Origin of the sequence: Allobosea sp. Tri-44, assembly GCF_004123845.1 — a bacterium.
Classification (GTDB): domain Bacteria; phylum Pseudomonadota; class Alphaproteobacteria; order Rhizobiales; family Beijerinckiaceae; genus Allobosea.
This window is the reverse complement of record NZ_NBDP01000003.1, coordinates 920345-936068: the sequence shown is the minus strand read 5'-3', so window position 1 is coordinate 936068 and position 15724 is coordinate 920345. Positions and strand designations below refer to the sequence as shown.

At 65.4% G+C, this 15724-nt stretch carries 15 protein-coding genes and 1 tRNA gene; 10 read left to right on the top strand and 6 right to left on the bottom strand.

Features of this window, described 5'->3' with window-relative positions; all coding sequences use genetic code 11:
* The first annotated feature begins 16 nt into the window (after positions 1–16).
* The gene (locus B6S44_RS04485) at positions 17–217 is read left to right on the top strand and encodes a hypothetical protein (protein WP_129155512.1); all 201 of its coding nucleotides are present in this window, start codon (positions 17–19) and stop codon (positions 215–217) included.
* Here B6S44_RS04485 and B6S44_RS04480 read toward each other — a convergent pair.
* Both B6S44_RS04480 and B6S44_RS04475 read right to left on the bottom strand, forming a co-directional pair.
* Entirely contained in the window at positions 201–1364 is a 1164-nt protein-coding gene (locus B6S44_RS04480; RefSeq protein WP_129155511.1) for a glycosyltransferase, read from the bottom strand. The two genes, B6S44_RS04485 and B6S44_RS04480, sit on opposite strands and share 17 nt — an antisense overlap.
* Before the next feature lie 67 nt (positions 1365–1431).
* On the bottom strand, positions 1432–2307 hold the full coding sequence (locus B6S44_RS04475; protein WP_164985720.1) for an FkbM family methyltransferase: 876 nt from the start codon (positions 2305–2307) through the stop codon (positions 1432–1434).
* A gap of 198 nt (positions 2308–2505) precedes the next feature.
* Here B6S44_RS04475 and B6S44_RS04470 point away from each other — a divergent pair, with 198 nt between their 5' ends.
* A complete protein-coding gene (locus B6S44_RS04470) occupies positions 2506–3873 on the top strand; it encodes a TIGR03808 family TAT-translocated repetitive protein (RefSeq protein ID WP_129155509.1) in 1368 nt (455 codons plus the stop codon).
* 120 nt (positions 3874–3993) lie between these two features.
* Here B6S44_RS04470 and glnA read toward each other — a convergent pair whose 3' ends face one another.
* The gene (gene glnA, locus B6S44_RS04465; RefSeq protein WP_129155508.1) at positions 3994–5403 is read right to left on the bottom strand and encodes a type I glutamate--ammonia ligase; all 1410 of its coding nucleotides are present in this window, start codon (positions 5401–5403) and stop codon (positions 3994–3996) included.
* A 96-nt stretch (positions 5404–5499) separates the two neighbouring features.
* A complete protein-coding gene (locus B6S44_RS04460) occupies positions 5500–5838 on the bottom strand; it encodes a P-II family nitrogen regulator (RefSeq protein WP_057192756.1) in 339 nt (112 codons plus the stop codon).
* 287 nt (positions 5839–6125) lie between these two features.
* Here B6S44_RS04460 and B6S44_RS04455 point away from each other — a divergent pair, with 287 nt between their 5' ends.
* The gene (locus B6S44_RS04455) at positions 6126–7643 is read left to right on the top strand and encodes an NAD(P)H-hydrate dehydratase (RefSeq protein WP_129155507.1); all 1518 of its coding nucleotides are present in this window, start codon (positions 6126–6128) and stop codon (positions 7641–7643) included.
* Between the two features lie 66 nt (positions 7644–7709).
* Here B6S44_RS04455 and B6S44_RS04450 read toward each other — a convergent pair whose 3' ends face one another.
* On the bottom strand, positions 7710–8273 hold the full coding sequence (locus B6S44_RS04450; protein WP_129155506.1) for a PRC-barrel domain-containing protein: 564 nt from the start codon (positions 8271–8273) through the stop codon (positions 7710–7712).
* 191 nt (positions 8274–8464) lie between these two features.
* Between B6S44_RS04450 and B6S44_RS04445 the strand changes: the two genes are divergently transcribed.
* Positions 8465–8728 (top strand): hypothetical protein, encoded by a 264-nt coding sequence (locus B6S44_RS04445; protein ID WP_129155505.1) that lies wholly within the window; start codon positions 8465–8467, stop codon positions 8726–8728.
* A 45-nt stretch (positions 8729–8773) separates the two neighbouring features.
* Here B6S44_RS04445 and B6S44_RS04440 read toward each other — a convergent pair.
* A tRNA-Lys gene (locus B6S44_RS04440) sits at positions 8774–8848 on the bottom strand.
* Between the two features lie 81 nt (positions 8849–8929).
* On the opposite strand from B6S44_RS04440, the gene B6S44_RS04435 reads away from it, so the two are divergent.
* The 6 genes from B6S44_RS04435 (at position 8930) to B6S44_RS04410 (ending at position 15716) form a co-directional block, all read left to right on the top strand.
* A complete protein-coding gene (locus B6S44_RS04435; RefSeq protein ID WP_129155504.1) occupies positions 8930–10036 on the top strand; it encodes a hypothetical protein in 1107 nt (368 codons plus the stop codon).
* A gap of 34 nt (positions 10037–10070) precedes the next feature.
* On the top strand, positions 10071–10382 hold the full coding sequence (locus B6S44_RS04430; protein WP_129155503.1) for an FtsB family cell division protein: 312 nt from the start codon (positions 10071–10073) through the stop codon (positions 10380–10382).
* Between the two features lie 237 nt (positions 10383–10619).
* Complete coding sequence (pdhA, locus tag B6S44_RS04425; protein ID WP_129155502.1) at positions 10620–11705, top strand: pyruvate dehydrogenase (acetyl-transferring) E1 component subunit alpha; 1086 nt, start codon at positions 10620–10622, stop codon at positions 11703–11705.
* A 70-nt stretch (positions 11706–11775) separates the two neighbouring features.
* On the top strand, positions 11776–13182 hold the full coding sequence (locus B6S44_RS04420) for a pyruvate dehydrogenase complex E1 component subunit beta (protein WP_129155501.1): 1407 nt from the start codon (positions 11776–11778) through the stop codon (positions 13180–13182).
* A gap of 466 nt (positions 13183–13648) precedes the next feature.
* The gene (locus tag B6S44_RS04415) at positions 13649–15016 is read left to right on the top strand and encodes a pyruvate dehydrogenase complex dihydrolipoamide acetyltransferase (RefSeq protein ID WP_129155500.1); all 1368 of its coding nucleotides are present in this window, start codon (positions 13649–13651) and stop codon (positions 15014–15016) included.
* Positions 15017–15023: 7 nt separating this feature from the next.
* Positions 15024–15716 carry an SGNH/GDSL hydrolase family protein gene (locus tag B6S44_RS04410; protein ID WP_129155499.1) on the top strand — a complete coding sequence of 231 codons (693 nt, stop codon included), beginning with the start codon at positions 15024–15026 and terminating at the stop codon, positions 15714–15716.
* Positions 15717–15724: the final 8 nt, after the last annotated feature.

The window sequence follows — 15724 nt, the reverse complement described above, 5'->3', positions numbered from 1 at the left end:
GGGGGGAGAATGTCACGTGGCGTCGCGTTCCGCAGTCCCGAAAATCCGCATCGCCGGCCTCGAACGGGCCGCGCGCTTCGCCGGTGAGTCCTTCGCCTATGAGGAGCTCTCCGGCTTCGAGCGGCGGCACGACACCGAAACCGTGCAATTGCGCCGTCTCTGGTGGGCCGCCGCCATCGTCGCACTGGCCGGCCTGGCGATCATCGCGCTGCGCTGATGCCTCGGCCTGCCTCTCGTGCGTGCGCTTTCAGGCCATCGTAGAAGGTAAGATGGGCGAGGGCAGCTTCGTCCCATAGTCTGGTGAGGTCGATGCCGATCGCCTCGGCCTTGCGGGCATGGGCCGCGAGCACGGCTTCCGCGAAGCGCTCAGGCGCGGCGTCGACCGGGCAGAGCACGGTTGCCGGATTGTCGATCTTCGCCTTCAGCGCCGGCGCGAGTGCGAATTCGTCCTGGCGCTCCGGTTCGGTCGAGACCAGCGGGATCGGGAGCTGGCTGACCGCCTGGAAGCTGCCGCGCCGCGTGCTGATCCCGTCGGTGAAAGGCAGGAGGAAGACGTCGGCGGCCGAGAGTGTCGCCATCAACTCGCCCTCGTCGTCGATCCGGCCGCGGAAATCAAGCCAGTCGGCGACGCCGAGCTCGCTTGCCAGCGCGAGGAAGGCGTCGCGATCCCTGGGCTTGTCCCAGAGGAAGTCGCCGCAGATCAGCAGGCGCGCCTTGACGCCGCGCTGATGCAGCGCCTGGATCGTGCGCAGCAGGACATCCGGCCGCTTGCTGGCATAGAGCACGCCGAAATAGCCGATGACGATCTCGGCCTCACCGACGCCGCTGCCGCGGACCTTCACCCGCTCCATCGCGACCCGCTCCGGATCGATGCGCGCCGGCATGATGTTGGGACCGATCGGGATGACCGGGGCGGCCCGCTTCTTCGCTTCGCCGACCAGCGGTGTCTTCTGGAAGCCCTCGCGCTGCTGCGGCGAAACGAAGACGAAGCCGTCGCAGGCCAGGATGTCCGGTACCATAGAGAGGTAGCGCAGGCGGTTGAGCGAGGCCCATTCATGCAGGGTGATGGCGATCCGGCCCTTGCGGGTCATAAGCCGCGCCGCCATCAGCACCGAGCCCGGCACGACGCTGTTGCCCCAGCCCTCGATCGGCAGCTGGAGATGCACGATGCGATCCTGACGAAGCGCCTCGGCGATGGCACCGACGAAGGCGGTCGGCCGCTCCGGTTCGATCGTCCGGATCGCGACGAAGCCTGGGCGCAGCGCGTTGACGGCGCCGGCGAGTCGATAGGCGTAGTCCATCACCGCGCAGGTGACGGGCCTCGCCGAGCCGAAGATGACGATGGAGGGAAGCAAGGACTGCATGCGCCTGCGGCCGTACGGAGGATGACGGAGCCTGCCTATCGCACAGCTTTCCTAAGCTTGCGTTGAGTCAGGCGATCGGCTCCAGCGGACCGAAGCTCGCGACCAGGTTGCAGCGACGCTCGGGAATGCCGCCGATTCCTTCCAGCCAGCAAGAATAGCCGAGAACCAGCCGCTTCATCTCCTGCAGCGGGCGGCTACCATCGTCGCCGGTCTCGCGCAGGCACGAGAGCGTGTCGTAGCCGGCGGCACGCAACTCCGCCCAGGCCTTCTCGCCGTCCGGCTTGCGGTTGCTTTCGAAGGTGAGAATCGGGCGATGGCGTGCGAACGTCTCGCGCAACCCGGCGAAGACGTCGGCCTCGAAGCCCTCGACGTCGCATTTCACAAAACCGATCCGCTTCGTGCCGCTCGCGATCTCGGGCTCGTGCTGCGCCAGGTAGCGGTCGCCATGGCGCACCGGCAGCACGATATCGCCCTTGCCCGAGGCGAAGCTGCCGCTACCGTCATTGCCTGCCTCGAGCAACGAGAAGCGGAGCTCGGTATCCTCCCGCCCCAGCCCAACTTCGTGCAGGCGGACATTGCCGGTCCCGGACAGAAGGAGATTGGTCTTGAACAGCGATGCGATCGGCGGATTGGGCTCGAAGGCGACCACTTCCGCGAACGATCCGGCCAAGGACACGGAATGATTTCCTATATTGCCGCCAATGTCGAGGAAGACTGTGTCCTGCAGGCTGCGGGCTTGGAAAAGGGCCTTGAGCAGCTCGATCTCGCGACGCTCGTAGACGCCGGCTCCAATGATTGAGATGCCGAGATAGTCTGTCGGAATGACGGCCAACCGGGGAGCCGGGGGCAGGTGCTTTCTGCTGCCCGGTACGATCGCCTTGGTCATAAGGTCGTAGGCGCGGCGGATCGCGTAGGTCGCGCGCGTCTCGTTGATCCTCAGCATGGCCGGCTCGTTCGTTGTGATCACAGCGCGCAGCCTTAGCAGCGATCTTCTACGGAACATTTAACCTGCGGGTGCGGTCGCTCGCAGATCGGAAAGCGGCCCATGAGGAGTGGCCAGGCACTTGGAACTTGACAGGTAAGGAATTTTATCCCATGTATGTTCTTGTTATGTTCTCCATGATTCATTGAGGAAAAGCGCATGCCTTCATATGCTCTGTTCGACGATACCGTCGTGGCGCGCACCGCTGCCGCCAGCACGGGCTGGACGGCGTTCACCAATCTGCAAACCGTCTTCGACTATGCACGTAGCCAGAATCGGCCGCTGTTTTTCCAGCCCGGCGTCTATGATTCTCCTACAACCACGGTTCTCTCTAGCAATGGCGGCGGCAAGCCGCTGTTCGCGCGGGCGATGCCCGGATCAGTGGTGTTGCGCTTCAACGGCACCAATACGTTCCTGCGGATCGAAGGTCAGAATCAAGTCCATTTCGACGGCATCACCTTCGACGGGCAGAACCGGGCATTGTCCGACTATGTGTCCGGTCGTCCGGCCTTCATCGCTATCGCCGGCAACGCTCAGGACGTCTCGTTCGAGAACTGCCAGGTGCTGAATTCACCGGGCATCGGTGCCTATGTCGCGAGCTCGTCCGGCGCGGTTTTCCGCGCCTGTTACTTCGGCAACCACTCCGTCGGGATCTGGAGCGAGAACGCGCAGATCAAGGCGCTCAGCAACACGCTCGCAGGCATGCAGAACAACGGCATCGCCATCTGGCGCGACACGATCACCGGCGACAGTTCCACGGTCACGGGCAATTTCATCAATGGCGTTGACACAGTCGCCGGCGGAACCGGTCAGAACGGCAACGGCGTCAGCATCTTCCGTGCGATCGGCGTGACCGTTACCGACAACAAGATCTTCAGCACGAAGTTCTCGGCGATCCGCTGCAATGGCGGCGGGCTGCACAACATCAGCAACAACAACATCTACAACACGCGGGAGGTGGCGATCTTCATCGAGGCGCCCGGCGCCGGGATCGATCTGACCGGGTGCATCGTCTCGAACAACAGCCTCGACACGGTCGGCAGCGGCATCCTCGTCGCCAATTCCGGCCAGTTCAGTGATGGCGTCTCGCGCAGCGTGGTGGTTGAAGGCAACCGCATCTCGAATGTCATCGACAACCCGATCCCGGACGCAGGTTACTATCCGCCCTCGACCATCGGTAACGCGATCGTCGTGGAGCAGGATTGCGTCGTGTCGGGCAATCTCGTCGATGGTGCGGCACGTGTCGGCATCATGGCTGGTATCAACACTGCAGCGCGGGACCTGGTCGTCACCGGCAATCTGGTCCGCAATGTCGCCATCGGCATCGGCGTGTCGAACGAGGCGGTCACCAATTCGGGCCGATCGGTCGTGGTCTCCGGCAACATCGTACGCAGTGCCAGTATCGGCGGCATCGTACCTGCAGTCTTCACCGGCACGACGATGAACCGGGTCGGCACCGCAGAATACGGCAACGACCTCGCAACCGCCGTTGGCAGCGTCACCTTCGGCCACAACCGCTATCTCTGAGCCCGATCTGATCCGCCGGCGGGGCTGGACGATAAAAAAAAACCGGGGCGTTGCCGCCCCGGTTCATAAGGTGGACCACGGCCAGGCCGCAGTCGGGAGGAACTCTCCTGAGCCTGACGCTCAGTAGGAATAGTACATCGCGAACTCGACCGGGTGCGGCGTCATCTCGAAGCGCGCCACGTCCTGCATCTTGAGCTCGATATAGCTCTCGATGAAGTCGTCGTTGAAGACGCCGCCGGCCTTGAGGTAGGCGTTGTCCTTCTTCAGCGAATCCAGCGCCTCGCGCAGCGAGCCGCAGACGGTCGGGATCTTCTTCAGCTCGCGCGGCGGCAGGTCGTAGAGATCCTTGTCCATCGCCGGGCCGGGATCGATCTTGTTCACGATGCCGTCGATGCCGGCCATCAGCATGGCGGCGAAGGCGAGATAGGGATTCGCCATCGGGTCGGGGAAGCGGACCTCGACGCGCTTGGCCTTGGGCGAGGTCGTCCACGGAATACGGCAGGAGGCCGAGCGGTTGCGCGCCGAATAGGCGAGCAGCACCGGGGCCTCATAGCCCGGGACAAGGCGCTTGTAGGAGTTGGTCGAGGGGTTGGTGAAGGCGTTCAGCGACTTGGCGTGCTTGATGATGCCGCCGATGTACCAGAGGCATTCCTGCGACAGGTCGGCATACTTGTTGCCGGCCATGATCGGCTTGCCGTTCTTCCAGATCGACTGGTGGACGTGCATGCCGGAGCCGTTGTCGCCATAGACGGGCTTGGGCATGAAAGTCGCGGTCTTGCCGTAGCTCTGGGCGACATTGTGGATGCAGTATTTGTAGACCTGCATCTGGTCGGCCATGTGCGTCAGGGTGTCGAACTTCAGGCCGAGCTCATGCTGGGCCGAGGCGACCTCGTGATGGTGCTTCTCGACCTTGGCGCCCATGGCTGCCATGGCTGCCAGCATCTCGCCGCGCATGTCCTGCGCCGAATCCTGCGGCGGAACCGGGAAATAACCGCCCTTGGTGGCGATGCGGTGGCCGAGGTTGCCGCCCTCGTACTCGGTCATGCCGTTGATCGGCAGCTCGACATTGTCGAGCTTGAAGCCGGTGTTGTACGGGTCAGCGGCGATCTTGACGTCGTCGAAGACGAAGAATTCGGCCTCGGGACCGACATAGACGGTATCGCCGATGCCGGTCGACTTGAGGTAGGCCTCGGCCTTCTTGGCCATGCCGCGCGGATCACGGCCATAGGGCTCGCCGGTCGCCGGCTCGAGCACGTCGCAGTTGATGACCATGGTCGAGGCCGAGAAGAACGGGTCGATGCAGGCCGTCGTCGGGTCCGGCATCAGCAGCATGTCGGACTCGTTGATCGCCTTCCAGCCAGCGATCGAGGAGCCGTCGAACATCGTGCCTTCGGCGAAGATCTCTTCGTCGATCATGGTGATGTCGAAGGTGACGTGCTGCCACTTGCCGCGCGGGTCGGTGAAGCGGAAGTCGACGTATTTGACGTCATTGTCCTTGATCGCCTTCAGGACTTCTTTGGCGTTCTTCATCTCACGACTTCCTTTGTCGACTGCTAGGGTCTCACGACTGACGTTGCCCGCGCGTTTCGCTGGCGCACGCATTCCTTGGGTGTTGGGGAAATATCCTCAGATCGCGTCCGCGCCGGACTCGCCGGTGCGGATACGGATCGCCCCCTCCACGCTCGATACAAAAATCTTGCCATCGCCGATCCGGCCGGTCTGCGCGGCCTTCTTGATCGCCTCGATCGCGCGCTCGACCATGTCGTCGGCCAGGACGATCTCGATCTTCACCTTCGGCAGGAAGTCGACCACGTATTCGGCGCCGCGATAGAGCTCGGTATGACCCTTCTGGCGGCCGAAACCCTTCGCCTCGAGCACCGTGATGCCCTGGAGACCGACCTCCTGCAGCGCCTCCTTCACCTCGTCGAGCTTGAAGGGCTTGATGATCGCTTCGATCTTCTTCATGCGCCGACCGACCTCCTTGGCGTGAGCTTGCACCACTGTACGCAGCCTGCCTCCGTTCTGACCATCTCGGCCCGTCCGGATCAACCTCGGCGCGTCCAGCAAAACCTCGCCTGTTCTGCTCATAGCATCGGCGCAGGCGAGCCGCCATGATGGTGTCCCAGCCAAACCGCCTCTTGAAGCGGCGAAAAACAGTCTAAAAATTATGCAAATGCTTATTATGAGTGCAAACGTGGATATTGCCGCATGTGCTTGCCCGAGTTGCCGGGCTGGCGGACAATGATGTGCCGATGACGACCGTCACTCCTTCCGCCCTGGCCCTGCTCAGCGTCGCCGAGATGGCGGCAGTGGATGCGGTTACGATCGCCGCCGGCACGCCCGGCATCGTCCTGATGGAAAAGGCGGGCAGGGTGGTCGCCGATGCGGTGACGCGGCGGGTCCGGCCTGGCCAGCGCGTCCTCGTGCTCTGTGGTCCCGGCAATAATGGCGGCGACGGCTTCGTCGCCGCGCGTCTCCTGGCAGAGCGCGGCTGCCGCGTGACGCTCGCGCTTGCAGGGGAGCGAGCGGCTCTGACGGGAGACGCCGCACTGGCGGCAGAAAACTGGGCCGGCCCGATCGAGACGATCGGCGCAATAGACCCCGCGCAGCATGATCTCGTCGTCGACGCCTTGTTCGGCGCCGGACTTGGCCGGGCGATCTCGGGCGAGCTTGCGGCTCTGGTCGAGCGCGTCAACGCGGCGGGCCGGCCAATCGTCGCAGTCGACGTGCCGAGCGGCGTCCACGGCGATACTGGGTTGGTCCAAGGTACGGCCATCCGTGCAGCTGAGACCGTAACCTTCTTCCGGCTGAAGCCCGGCCATCTGCTTCATCCCGGCCGAGCGCTCTGCGGTGTCGTCACGCTGGCGGATATTGGCATCCAGCCCGAAATCGCCTTCGCGTCGGGCAGGATCGCGCCATTGGTCTTCCGCAATGCTCCGGCCCTCTGGCGCACACATCTGCCGGACCATGCCGTCGGAGTTCACAAATACGGCCGTGGCGCCGTCGCTGTTGCCGCGGGCGGGCTTTCGGGCACCGGGGCGCCTAGGCTGGGCGCGCGGGCGGCGCTGCGCATCGGCGCCGGTCTCGCGACGATCATCTGCCGGCCGGAGGCGCTGGCAGCGCATGCGGCGCGGGGGCCAGACGCACTAATGCAAGCCTCGGCCAAGGATACCCCAGCCTTCGAGGCAATGCTTTCGGAGCGAAAGGTCCATGCGCTGCTGATCGGGCCGGCGCTCGGGCTCGATGCCGAAGCGCGGTCATGGGTGGCGGCCGCCTTGCGCGGAGCCTTGCCCTGCGTCTTCGACGCCGATGCGCTCACGCATATCGGCGCGCATCGGCCTGCTTTCGTTGCCCAGCTTCGCCGCCGCGCCGGCACTGCGGTGCTGACGCCGCATGAGGGCGAATTCAAACGGATGTTCGGTGAGGTCGCGGGCTTCGAGCCGGAGCGCGGCAAGCTCGAGCGGGCACGGCAAGCCGCCCGGCTGACAGGAGCCGTCGTCGTTCTCAAGGGCCCGGACACGGTCATCGCGGCGCCGGACGGCCGTGCTGCGATCAACGATACCGGCTCGCCCGCCTTGGCAACCGCCGGCGCTGGCGATGTTCTTGGCGGAATCATCGCTGGCCTGCTGGCGCAGAAGGTCCCGGTCTTCGAGGCCGCCTGCGCCGCCGTCTGGCTGCATGGGCGCGCCGGTGAAGAGCTCGGCCTAGGTCTCATCGCTGACGACCTGCCGGAAGCGCTGCCCGCTATGCGGGCCCAACTCGACGATTGAGCCGTTGGGCAAAGAAAAGGCCCGCCCCGGGAGGGGCGAGCCTGTGATGATTAGGTCGAGCCGTCCTCAGCGGGCGGCGTAAGTCACGGCCGGAGCGGACGTCAGCTGATCCTTGGTCATCGTGATCTTGCCGTGGTCCGGATACATCTCCGGTCCCTTCTTGGCGGCCGGCGGTGCGTTCATCGCGGTGCTGCCGCCCGCACCGGTGCCGCCCGACGGGGCAGGGCCCGGTGTAACCATCGGCTCCTCGCTCCACTGAACCTGCTCGAACGGGATTGCGACATCCTTCGAGCCCATGCCGAGGAAGCCACCGACGCCGACGGTGACCAGCTCGATCTTGCCGGTCTTGTCGAACACCACCTCGGTGACGTCGCCGACCTTCTTGTTGTCGGGACCGTAGATGTCGACACCCATCAGCTTCGAGGCCCGCCACTTGCCCTGGCCAGCGAGATTGTTCTCCGGGGCCTTGGCGGTTTCCGCGGCTGGTGCCGGTGTCGCCGGGGCGCTGGTTGCAGGCGCGGTCGGCTGCGGGCTCGGCGGCTGGTTCGAGGGCGCGGTTGTCTGCGCAACGGCAGCGGCGGCAAGCATGACGCCGCCGATAGCCGTCAATGCAACGTGACGCTTGTACATGAGGTATCCTCCTGTCGTTTCCGCATCTGCGGAATGACCAAACAACGCACAACCGGAGGTTTGGTTCGCAGATGGGCAGCCATGCGCTTGCTGTTTGGCGAACGCGGAAGCACGCGGCGGAGGCGCTTAGCGCTTCGGTAAGCTCTGCGAGCTTTGCTAGCGGTCGGTCAGGACGACCCTGGGAGGGCAGGATGAGCAGGAACCTCATGATCCTCGGGCTTGCCGCACTCGGTGTAGCTGCGACCACAGCGCCCGCCGCGGCCTTCTGGCCACGCTCGCAATGGCTGGCCTGCTCGGAGGCGGCGACGGCAGCCGACTACCAGCGCTGGCGCTGCTGGGAACTCGATGGCTATGCGGGGGCGATCGCGCCAGGATATGGCGGCGTCGGTACCGAGGGGCAGATGCCGCCGCAGCGTCGGATGCGTCCCCGGGGAACGGTCAGCCGTCTCGGCTGAGGCCGAGCGTGCCGAACGGAATCTGGCGCTAGTACTGGATCGGAATGGTGAGCGGGGAGGGGATCGAACCCTCGACCACATGATTAAAAGTCACGTGCTCTACCACTGAGCTACCCGCCCTCACTGGGCCGCTGACATAGGCAGGTGGGACGCGTCGGTCAACATTGTTCCGGCGGGCACATCGTGGCAGAAGCCGCGTCGATGGCGAAGGAACTCAGGACAGCAGCGGATTCGACCCGTGTGCAGCAAGGCTGGCGCGGCTGGAGCAAGGCGTTCGCGCTCGCCGCGCTGACGTTGACGGCTTTGCTCTTCGGCTTCATCGCCACGCTCGATCCCTATGGCGCGCGTGTACAGGCCGGCCAGCCGGCCCGGCCGCTGATGGATCTCAACCAGCGCTTCATGTACCCGCAGATCGTGAGGTCCGGCGCCTTCGATTCGGCGGTCTTCGGCACCTCGACGCTGCGCCTGCTCGATCCGGCGCTTCTGTCGACGGGGCTCTCCGCCCGCTTCGCCAATCTCGGCATGAACGCGGCGACGCCCTGGGAGCAGACGCAGATTGCCGGTCTCTTCGCGCGCCAGGTCGCTAAGCCGAAATTCGTCATCTGGGGCATCGACCAGAACTGGTGCGAGGCCGATGCGGCCAGCGAGGCCCGCCGGCTGACGCCGCGGCCGTTCCCGCCCTGGCTCTATGACGACAGCGCCTGGAACGACTGGCCAAAGCAGCTCAACTTCACCACGCTCGAGATCGCGCTGCGCCTCGCCGCCCATCGGCTCGGCCTGCAGCCCGCGCGCCTGCGCGGCGACGGCTACGAGGTCTTCACCCCGCCCGAGGGCACTTATGATCTCGCTCGTGCACGCTTTCATCTCTACCGCGGTTACGGTGGCCATGCGCCCGACCTCACGCCGCAATCGCCGCCCGTGGTGGTCGCCGCCGCCGAGCGCGCGCGCTGGCAGTTTCCGGCGCTCGCCTGGCTCGAGCAACGGCTGGCCGCCTTTCCGACCACGACGCGGCGCCTGATTGTGCTACCGCCGGTGCACGCCGGCGCCCTGCCGCGCGAGGGCAGTGCCGCCTGGCAGCGCTTCGAGGCCTGCAAGGCCGAGATCGCCGCGATCGCAGCGCGCCAGCAGGCGGTGATGGCCGATTATGGGCATCCCTCGGTGCTCACCCGCGAGGATGCGAACTATTGGGATCCGGCGCATTATCGGTTGCCGATCGCTCGCCGGATCGAAGCCGACCTGATCGCGCTGGGGCGGGGTGAGTCAGCCCCGGTAGACCCCGCGCTCACCGTTCTTGGCGCATTTCGTTAACGGCGCATCAACCAAGCGACTCTACCGTGGCCGCATGGTCATCCGCCGCGGCCTCCGCTCCATCCTCGTCACCCTCGCGCTCTACCTCGTGTCGAGCGCCGTGGTCGGTTATTTCCTGTTCCATGCGCAGCATGGCGCTCGCGGGCTCGAGACCCTGGGCGGCCTGCGCGAGAAATTCGGCGAGATGGAGACCGAGATCGCCGCATTGACCAGCGAGCGGCAGGACTGGGAGAAGCGCCTGACCCTGATGCGCGACGAAGCCGTCGATCGCGATGTGCTCGAGGAAAGGGCCCGCGCCATCCTCGGTCGCGTCCATCGCAACGACGTCGTGGTGATGGGGCGCTGAGCCGGCTCCAATCGACGTTCAACCCGATTTGGCTGGGTCGGCAGCGCGATCAGCTCCGCCGAGGACGCTTTTTTTACCGCCGATGGTCGCAAAAAGGTCGATTAACCGATAATTGGTTAAATCATATTATCACAGTAACAACAATAGCTTAATTCATGTTGCAGTGCGAGATACCCGTCTCGCCAAGGCTTGGACCTTCCTCTACAACCAAAGCAGTAGAGCTTGGAGGACCCGTTCATGGCCATTGCCGCCCGGAAGACGAACGCAGGGGCGCCTGCGAAGGCAGCCGGAAAAACGGCGGCGAAGAGCGCTGCAAAGGGGCTCGCCAAGGCGATTCCGAACGTCCCGACCTTCACCAGGGACGAGGAGCTTCACGCCTATCGCGAGATGCTGCTGATCCGGCGCTTCGAGGAGAAGGCCGGCCAGATGTACGGCATGGGCCTGATCGGCGGCTTCTGCCATCTTTATATCGGCCAGGAAGCCGTGGTCATCGGCATGCAGATGGCCTCGAAGGATGGCGACCAGGTCATCACCGGCTATCGCGACCATGGCCACATGCTCGCCTGCGGCATGGAATCGCGCGGCGTGATGGCCGAGCTGACCGGCCGGCGCGGCGGCTATTCGCGCGGCAAGGGCGGCTCGATGCACATGTTCAGCCGCGAAAAGAACTTCTATGGCGGCCACGGCATCGTCGGCGCGCAGGTCTCACTCGGTGCCGGTCTCGGCTTCGCCAACTGGTATCGCCAGGACGGGCGCGTATCGATGGCCTATTTCGGCGACGGCGCCGCCAATCAGGGCCAGGTCTATGAGAGCTTCAACATGGCCCAGCTCTGGAAGCTGCCGGTCGTGTTCGTGATCGAGAACAACCGTTACGCCATGGGCACGTCGGTGAACCGGGCCTCGGCCCAGACCGATTTCTCGAAGCGCGGTGTTTCCTTCGGCATCCCGGGCGAGCAGGTCGATGGCATGGACGTCCGCGCCGTACGCGAGGCCGCGAGCCGCGCCATCGAACACGCTCGTACCGGCAAGGGCCCGTACATCCTGGAAATGCAGACCTACCGCTATCGCGGCCATTCGATGTCGGACCCGGCGAAGTACCGCTCCAAGGACGAGGTCCAGAGGATGCGCGAGGAGCACGACCCGATCGAGCAGGTGCGCGGCCGCCTGACGCGCGAGCACAAGCTCGGCGAGGACGAGTTCAAGGCGATCGACGCCAAGGTCCGCGAGATCGTCAACGACGCAGCCGAATTCGCGACGCATGATCCCGAGCCGGACGTCTCCGAGCTCTGGACCGACATCCTGCGGGAGCCGGCGCAGGCCTAAAGGGTCGCGCCTAGCCTCCTTCCCCCGACATCGAGGCCCTCGCGGCCGCTCCAGAACTCCGGGTGCGTTCATGCCGATCGACATTCTGATGCCCGCCCTGTCACCAACCATGGAACAGGGCAAACTCGCCAAATGGCTCAAAGCCGAGGGCGACAAGATCAAGGCCGGCGACATCATCGCCGAGATCGAGACCGACAAGGCAACCATGGAGGTCGAGGCCGTCGACGAGGGCGTGCTCGCCAAGATCCTGGTCGCTGACGGAACCGACAACGTCGCGGTCAACACCCCGATCGGCGTGATCGCCGCCGATGGCGAGGATGCCTCCGCTGCCGCCAGCGGCGCCAAGGCGGAAGCACCGGCCCCCAAGGCAGCGCCCGAGCCCGAGAAGGCCGTCGCCGAGGCACCGGCGAGCCCGGTGCCCGCGGCAGGGGCGCCAAGCGTCCCGGCCCAGGTGAAATCCTACGACGCCTCCTCCGAATTCCCGGCTGGGGCGGAGGTCGTCTCGATGACGGTGCGCGAGGCGCTGCGCGATGCGATGGCGGAAGAGATGCGGCGCGACGCCGACGTCTTCGTCATGGGTGAGGAGGTCGCCGAATACCAGGGCGCCTACAAGGTCACGCAAGGGCTGCTGCAGGAGTTCGGCGCACGCCGCGTGATCGACACGCCGATCACCGAGCATGGCTTTGCCGGCATCGGCGTCGGCGCGGCGCTGACCGGGCTGAAGCCGATCGTCGAGTTCATGACCTTCAACTTCGCCATGCAGGCGATCGACCACATCATCAACTCGGCCGCCAAGACGCTCTACATGTCCGGCGGCCAGATGGGCTGCCCGATCGTCTTCCGCGGTCCCAACGGCGCCGCCGCCCGCGTCGGCGCGCAGCACAGCCACGACTACGCCGCCTGGTATTCGAACGTGCCGGGCCTCAAAGTGGTGATGCCCTACAGCGCGTCCGACGCGAAGGGCCTGCTCAAGAGCGCGATCCGCGATCCGAACCCGATCATCTTCCTCGAGAACGAGATCCTCTACGGGCGCTCCTTCGACGTGCCCAAGGGCGATGATTTCACGATTCCCATCGGCAAGGCCAAGGTCGTGCGCCCCGGCACGGATGTCACGATCGTCTCCTTCGGCATCGGCATGACCTATGCGCTCGGCGCCGCCGAGGCGCTGGCCAAGGAGGGAATCGAGGCCGAGGTCATCGACCTGCGCACCATCCGGCCGATGGATATCGAGACGGTGATCGCCTCGGTGCAGAAGACCAATCGCTGCGTCGCGGTCGAGGAGGGCTTCCCGCAATCGGGCATCACCGCCGAGATCGGCATGAAGATCATGGAAGCGGCGTTCGACTATCTCGACGCCCCCGTCGCGCGCGTCACCGGCAAGGACGTGCCGATGCCTTACGCCGCCAATCTCGAGAAGCTGGCATTGCCAAACATCGGCGATGTCGTCGCGGCGGCCAAGGCCGTCTGCTACCGCTGAAAGAGGGCTGACCGATGGCGCCGTCCCGCGAACCGAACGGAAACCGTGCCTTGCTGGCCGCGTGTCTGTTCGGGTTCGGCGCGCTGCCGGCGGCGGAGGCTATGGCAGCGCCTACGAGGGCGATGGTCAAGCCGGCGCCCTTCATCAACGCCGAGTTCGAGCGTCTTGTGCCGGCGAGCCGCGCGCAGGCGGTCAATCAGCTCGCGCGGCGTATATGGGGGCGATCGTGCGTCAACTCTCGCCAATCCCTGGCAGCACTCGGGCCAAAGGCTGCGTCGTGGCACGTGTCCTGTGATCGCGGCGGACAGCTCGACTACATGATGCTCCTCCCGGTCCGGTCTCGGGATGAAGGAGTAGCGCTGATCTATTGTGGACCATCGACCGCAGGCGGCCGTGCCTGTGCAGCGAACTAACACCTCTGTGATCCGATACGCGTTTTTCAGCGATCAAAAAGTGAGCTGATGCCATGCCCGTGAACATCCTGATGCCCGCGCTTTCTCCCACAATGGAGAAGGGCAATCTCGCCAAGTGGCTGAAGAAGGAAGGCGACACGATCAAGTCCGGCGACATCATCGCCGAGATCGAGACCGACAAGGCGACCATGGAGGTCGAGGCGGTCGATGAGGGCATCCTCGCCAGGATCGTCGTGCCGGAAGGTACTGCCGATGTGGCGGTCAACGAGGTGATCGGCGTGATCGCCGGCGAGGGCGAGGACGCCAAGAGCGTCTCCGCACCGGCCAAGGCCGATGCCCCGAAGGCCGAGGTGCCCAAGGCCGAAGCCGCCAAGTCGGAAGCGCCTGCGCCGAAGGCAGACGCCAAGCCTGAATCGACGCCGCAGGTCACAGCCGAATCCGGCTTCAACACCGGTGGCAAATCGGTCTCCGGCGATCGCCCCTTCGCCTCGCCATTGGCACGCCGCCTCGCCAAGGACGCCGGCATCGATCTCGGCAAGGTCCAGGGCTCCGGCCCGCATGGCCGCATCGTCGAGAAGGACATCGAGGCCGCCAAGCAGGGCGGGGCTGCCAAGGCCGCGCCGGCTCCCGCAGCTGGAGCCCCCGCAGCGCCCAAACCCGCCGCCGCGCCGCTCGCGGCCGGTCCTTCGGACGAGCAGACCAAGAAGCTGTTCGCGCCGGGCTCCTATGAGGAGATCCCGCATGACGGCATGCGCAAGACCATCGCGCGCCGCCTGACCGAAGCCAAGCAGACGATTCCGCACTTCTACGTCACGCTCGATTGCGAACTCGACGCGCTCTTGAAGCTGCGCGCCGAACTCAACGCCGCGGCTCCCGAAAAGGACGGCAAGCCGGCCTACAAGCTCTCGGTCAACGACATGGTGATCAAGGCGCTGGCCTTGGCGCTGCGTGCCGTGCCGGACGCCAATGTCTCCTGGACCGACGGCGCCATGCTGAAGCACAAGCACGCCGATGTCGGCGTTGCAGTCTCGATCCCGGGCGGCTTGATCACGCCGATCATTCGCGACGCCTGCCACAAGACGCTGTCGCAAATCTCCAACGAGATGAAGGACATGGCGGCAAGGGCCAAGACTCGCAAGCTGAAGCCGGAAGAGTATCAGGGCGGCACCTCGGCGGTCAGCAATCTCGGCATGTTCGGCGTCAAGGACTTCGCCGCGGTGATCAACCCGCCGCATGCGACGATCCTGGCGGTCGGCGCCGGCGAGCCGCGTGCCGTGGTCAAGAACGGCCAGCTCGCAGTCGCGACCGTGATGTCGGTGACGCTCTCGACCGACCACCGCGCCGTCGACGGCGCGCTCGGTGCCGAGCTGCTGCAAGCCTTCAAGGGCTATATCGAGAAGCCGATGGCGATGCTGGTGTGAGGCGGCGATGACCCGCCAGGCCCGCATCCTCGCCTTCGGCGATTCACTGACCTGGGGCCGGATCGCCAACCGCCCGGAACGGCACGGCGACGATGTGCGCTGGCCGCGGGTGCTGGAGAAGGCGCTCGGCGGCTATGCCACGGTGATCGAGGAGGGGCTCAACGGCCGGCGGATCGCGCTCGAGGACCCGTTGCGGCCCTACCGCTCCGGCATCTCGCTGTTGCCGCTCTTCATCGAGTGCCATGCGCCGCTCGATCTCGTGATCCTGATGCTCGGCACCAATGACTGCCAGCGCCAGCACTCGCTTGCGCCTTACGATGTTGCCCGCTCGATGCGGATGCTGGCGCAGGTGGCGCAGCGCCCGCCGGTCGAGCCCGGCATGCCGGTGCCGGAGGTGCTGATCGTCGCGCCGCCGCTGGTGCGCAGGCCGGATGATCCCGAGCACGAGGCCAATTTCTTCATGGAGGGCGCGCCCGAGAAAATGGCGCTGCTGGCGACCTATTACCGCCGCATCGCCGACGAGATCGGCGCCAGCTTCTTCGATGCCGCAGCGGTCGCCACCGTGACGGGCGCGGACGGCATCCATCTCGACGCCGAGAATACCCGCGCCATCGGGCTGGCGCTGGCGCCCGTCGTCGACGGCCTGCTCGGCCTGCCGCTGCCGGCACGTGGTCCCGCGCTGCGGATCGCCGGCCCGTAAACGAATTT

Coding starts and splice junctions, on each gene's coding strand:
- B6S44_RS04480 (WP_129155511.1), bottom strand. CDS start 1,364: ATGCAGTCCTTGCTTCCCTCCATCGTCATCTTCGGCTCGGCGAGGCCC.
- B6S44_RS04475 (WP_164985720.1), bottom strand. CDS start 2,307: ATGCTGAGGATCAACGAGACGCGCGCGACCTACGCGATCCGCCGCGCC.
- B6S44_RS04470 (WP_129155509.1), top strand. CDS start 2,506: ATGCCTTCATATGCTCTGTTCGACGATACCGTCGTGGCGCGCACCGCT.
- glnA (WP_129155508.1), bottom strand. CDS start 5,403: ATGAAGAACGCCAAAGAAGTCCTGAAGGCGATCAAGGACAATGACGTC.
- B6S44_RS04460 (WP_057192756.1), bottom strand. CDS start 5,838: ATGAAGAAGATCGAAGCGATCATCAAGCCCTTCAAGCTCGACGAGGTG.
- B6S44_RS04455 (WP_129155507.1), top strand. CDS start 6,126: ATGACGACCGTCACTCCTTCCGCCCTGGCCCTGCTCAGCGTCGCCGAG.
- B6S44_RS04450 (WP_129155506.1), bottom strand. CDS start 8,273: ATGTACAAGCGTCACGTTGCATTGACGGCTATCGGCGGCGTCATGCTT.
- B6S44_RS04445 (WP_129155505.1), top strand. CDS start 8,465: ATGAGCAGGAACCTCATGATCCTCGGGCTTGCCGCACTCGGTGTAGCT.
- B6S44_RS04435 (WP_129155504.1), top strand. CDS start 8,930: ATGGCGAAGGAACTCAGGACAGCAGCGGATTCGACCCGTGTGCAGCAA.
- B6S44_RS04430 (WP_129155503.1), top strand. CDS start 10,071: ATGGTCATCCGCCGCGGCCTCCGCTCCATCCTCGTCACCCTCGCGCTC.
- pdhA (WP_129155502.1), top strand. CDS start 10,620: ATGGCCATTGCCGCCCGGAAGACGAACGCAGGGGCGCCTGCGAAGGCA.
- B6S44_RS04420 (WP_129155501.1), top strand. CDS start 11,776: ATGCCGATCGACATTCTGATGCCCGCCCTGTCACCAACCATGGAACAG.
- B6S44_RS04415 (WP_129155500.1), top strand. CDS start 13,649: ATGCCCGTGAACATCCTGATGCCCGCGCTTTCTCCCACAATGGAGAAG.
- B6S44_RS04410 (WP_129155499.1), top strand. CDS start 15,024: ATGACCCGCCAGGCCCGCATCCTCGCCTTCGGCGATTCACTGACCTGG.